6 protein-coding genes are annotated in these 3401 nt (G+C 64.0%); 4 read left to right on the top strand and 2 right to left on the bottom strand.

Features of this window, described 5'->3' with window-relative positions:
• Positions 1 to 721: mechanosensitive ion channel family protein (locus VGH41_RS18265; RefSeq protein ID WP_331598925.1), on the top strand; the 721-nt coding region annotated here is incomplete at its 5' end.
• A gap of 56 nt (positions 722 to 777) precedes the next feature.
• Here the strand turns inward: VGH41_RS18265 and VGH41_RS18260 are convergent.
• Entirely contained in the window at positions 778 to 1332 is a 555-nt protein-coding gene (locus tag VGH41_RS18260; RefSeq protein ID WP_331598924.1) for a putative glycolipid-binding domain-containing protein, read from the bottom strand.
• 204 nt (positions 1333 to 1536) lie between these two features.
• On the opposite strand from VGH41_RS18260, the gene VGH41_RS18255 reads away from it, so the two are divergent.
• From VGH41_RS18255 to VGH41_RS18245, 3 genes are read left to right on the top strand one after another with little or no spacing between them, the layout of a single operon-like run.
• Positions 1537 to 2430: an urea transporter gene (locus tag VGH41_RS18255; protein WP_331598923.1), complete on the top strand. Its 894-nt coding sequence runs from the start codon at positions 1537 to 1539 to the stop codon at positions 2428 to 2430.
• Positions 2431 to 2487: 57 nt separating this feature from the next.
• Positions 2488 to 2721 (top strand): type II toxin-antitoxin system RelE/ParE family toxin, encoded by a 234-nt coding sequence (locus VGH41_RS18250; protein WP_331598922.1) that lies wholly within the window; start codon positions 2488 to 2490, stop codon positions 2719 to 2721.
• Positions 2708 to 2995, top strand: a complete 288-nt coding sequence (locus VGH41_RS18245) for a helix-turn-helix transcriptional regulator (protein WP_331598921.1) — start codon at positions 2708 to 2710, stop codon at positions 2993 to 2995. The genes VGH41_RS18250 and VGH41_RS18245 overlap by 14 nt, the downstream gene beginning before the upstream one ends.
• A 226-nt stretch (positions 2996 to 3221) precedes the next feature.
• Here VGH41_RS18245 and VGH41_RS18240 read toward each other — a convergent pair.
• On the bottom strand, positions 3222 to 3401 hold a 180-nt coding region (locus VGH41_RS18240), incomplete at its 5' end, for a hypothetical protein (RefSeq protein WP_331598920.1).

Raw genomic sequence — 3401 nt, 5'->3', positions numbered from 1 at the left:
GATTCTCTGCGACACGAGCCTCTGGGGCATTCGTGTCGTCGCGATCGTCGGGGCGCTGTCGCAACTGGGCATCCAGACTGCCAGCATGGTTGCGGTGCTCGGTGCCGCCGGCCTCGCGATCGGTCTCGCCCTGCAGGGCACCATGCAGAACATCGCCGCCGGCATCATGCTGCTGCTGTTGCGGCCGTTCAAGGTCGGCGACTATATCGACGGTGGGGCCGGCAGCGTCGCGGGCACGGTCGAGGAAGTCAGCCTGTTCACGACGCGTCTCACCAAACCCGACGGCATCTGCGAATACGTGCCGAACAGCGCCCTGTGGAGCAATTCGATCCGCAACTACAACCGCAATCCGACACGCCGGCTCGATCTGGAGGTTGAAATCTCCTTGCGCGACGACGTCGATCAGGCGCTGGCCGCGCTGCGCACACTTGCTGCCGCCGACCCGCGCGCGCTGCCAAAGCCCGCGCCGCAAGTCATGGCGACCCGCTTCGACGACAGCACCGTGGTGCTGAACATCCGCGTGTGGGCGGCCATTGACGACTTCTGGGACATGCGCTGGGATCTCGCTCGCCAGGTCCGCCAAACGCTCAACGACGCGCAATGCGCTCTGCCGCTTCGCACGCGTGAACTGCATATCGTGCAAACAAGCGGCACGGAAGAGTCCCCGGTGGATCGCGTCGCTGCGCCAGCGGCCGCCATTTCCATAGAATCGGTCGTCTAGCCGGTTGCATGCACCGGTGCAATTTATCGTGCCGCTGCGCGGCAGCATGCGCCGCGTCAGCGCAATCGCGGCAACCGCGTGAAAAGCGTCGGATAGTCGATCACGAGGCCGTCCTCATCGACCCGCATGTTCGCGGTGAATTGCCGGAAGATGCCTTCGTAGCGATATTCCCGGTTCAGTTCCACACACGAGTACGCCTGCTCGACGCGCGTGACCTGCAATTCCGGCGTCGAGATATACGCCACCGGAATCGGCTCGCGCTCGCCTTCGGCCAGTTGCAGCCGGCGGATCGGCAAGGTATTGGTGAATGGCGTGGCGGCGATGTCGATGTCGATGCAGCCTTCGATCGTACTGAGCATCAGGCCATGGCCGTCGCGCCAGCGGCCTTCGCCGTCGCCGTGCAGCTCCAGTTCGGCGCCGCCCACGATCTTCAGCCAGGCATAGGTCACGCGCCAGCGCGGATCACAGCGCAGGCGGTAGTAAAGCCCATAGGCCTTCCCATACCGTTGCCCGACGACGGCGCTTTCGACCAGGACACCATCTTCGTGCGCGTCGAACGCCAGATGTTCGATGCCCTCACCCTCCACCGATGCCCAACGCACTTCACGCATGACGTTGCCTCCTTGCGAACCGGCGCGGCCTGTGGCGTGGACCTGCGTGCCGGGCTTCTATCCTAGCAAGAACACGGCGCGACATGCCGGCGCAGACCGGGCGTCGCAAATAGCCACTATCAATCGCAGCGGATGCCACGCACCCTGCCGCTGCCCTATGCTCGCGATTCGTCATCCACGGACCCGCTCCGCCTTCCCGGCACCATGCACACCGTCACCGATCAGGCCCGATCCGCCGCGCTGCGCACGCTGTTGCGCAGCGTGGGTCAGATCGTGCTGCAGCCGAACGCGTTCACCGGCGCATGCCTGCTTGCGGCATGGCTCGTCTGCGATGCGCGTCTTGCATGCGCCGCGTTGATCGGCGCGACTGCGGCGAACGTTGCTGCGGTGCTGGCCGGCTATGACGAGGACGATACACGCGCCGGCCTGCACGGCTTCAACGGCGCGCTGGCCGCACTGGCGGCCTTCGTGTTTATCGCGGACAACGCCACCGCCGCCGCAGTCGCGATCCTCGCCGCTACCGGCACTGCGTGGCTGCTCGCACCGTGGTCGCGCTGGCTGCGTCGGCGCGGTCTCAGCGGTTACTCGAGTCCTTGTCTGATCGTCACATGGCTCTGGCTGCCGCTCGTCAACATCAATCCGGCGCGGGTGCGGCCCCTTCATGTTGTCACGCTTACGCCTGGGCTCGATGGCGTGTTTGCCGGACTCGCGCAGACCGGCTTTGCCTGCGGCGCGTTTCCCGGCCTGCTCGTGTTGATCGGGATTGCTGCGGCCTCACGCCGCGCCGCAGGCTGGGCGCTGACGGGCGCCGCTCTGGCCAGCGCGATGCATCTCGCGCTCGGCGCAAGTCCCGCATCATTCGATGCCGGTCTGCTGGGATTCAACGGCGCGCTGACGGCGCTCGCACTCGGCCGCAGCGGGTGGCGCGCGGTAGCTGGCGGTGTGCTGCTGGCTGTCGTGTTGCAATGGCTCGCGGGATACTCGGGCTTGCCCGTCATGACTGCGCCGTTCGTCATCGCGACGTGGTGTGTGCAACGCGCCTGGCAGTCCTCTGGCCATCCGGCCAATGCCCGGAACAAGACTGATTCGTTGTCCTGACATCGTCATCCACTCACGCAAAAAACGTTCGGTCTCGCCGCGCGCGGCCCTGATCGCATGGAACAACACGGCCCGAATCCCGGAGAACCCCACACCCGGTACATGGGCGGCGGCCTCTTCGAAATGCGTCTCAAGGGTGCGGAAGGAATTGCCAGAGTGTTCTACTGCTCGATAGTCGACCATCGAATCGTCATGCTTCACTGGTTCCTGAAGAAATCGCAACAGACGCCGCGCAATGAACTGGAAGTGGCTCGCAAACGACTGCTGGAGATAAAACGTGAATACGTATAAGGAACTGCGGACCCGGGCTTTGTCGGACCCCGAAGTACGCTCGGAATATGAACGGCTGAACCGCGAAGAATTCGCGCTGCTCGACCAGATGCTCGCAGCCCGCCACGCCGCCGGAGTGAGCCAGGCGCAGGTCGCCGAACGCATGGGCACCAAGGCGCCGGCCGTCACACGGCTCGAGCGCGCGCTAGCGTCGGGACAACATTCACCATCCATCGACACCCTGCGCAAATACGCCGCCGCGTGCGGCAAGAAGCTGTTTATTTCAATCGCGTGACCGCGCCGGCGGTTCATCGCATAAACCCAACCGGGCGGTTTTCCGGCCCGCGGGTGACTGGCCATCGCGCATAAGGCGCGACGCAGCTCGGCGCGCCTCTCGCGCCGCCAATATCTTGCCTTTTAGCAGTCTCACGGAGAGCTGTTGCAGCGCGGTCTTTTGACGCAGTGCGCTGGTCGAACGCCATATCGCCCTCCTAAGCTGTTCATCGAAAACTTGATACCTGTCAACGATTTAGCGTCTTAAAATCGATAAAAAACGATTTTTGACGCGGCCTTTCGACGCACGCCGCAACGCAGCAAAGCGTTCCGTATTCGCCTACTCTTGCGCCATCTGCAATGCAGTGCGCCACGACATCGGTCGCCGCGCGTGGTCTGAATACGTATCGAACAGCCATGAATCCCGC

The sequence above is a fragment of the Paraburkholderia sp. genome, assembly GCF_036488795.1.
In the GTDB taxonomy this organism is placed as follows: Bacteria; Pseudomonadota; Gammaproteobacteria; order Burkholderiales; family Burkholderiaceae; genus Paraburkholderia.
The sequence above is the reverse complement of the archived record's forward strand: the minus strand, read 5'-3'. Positions and strand labels throughout refer to the sequence as shown.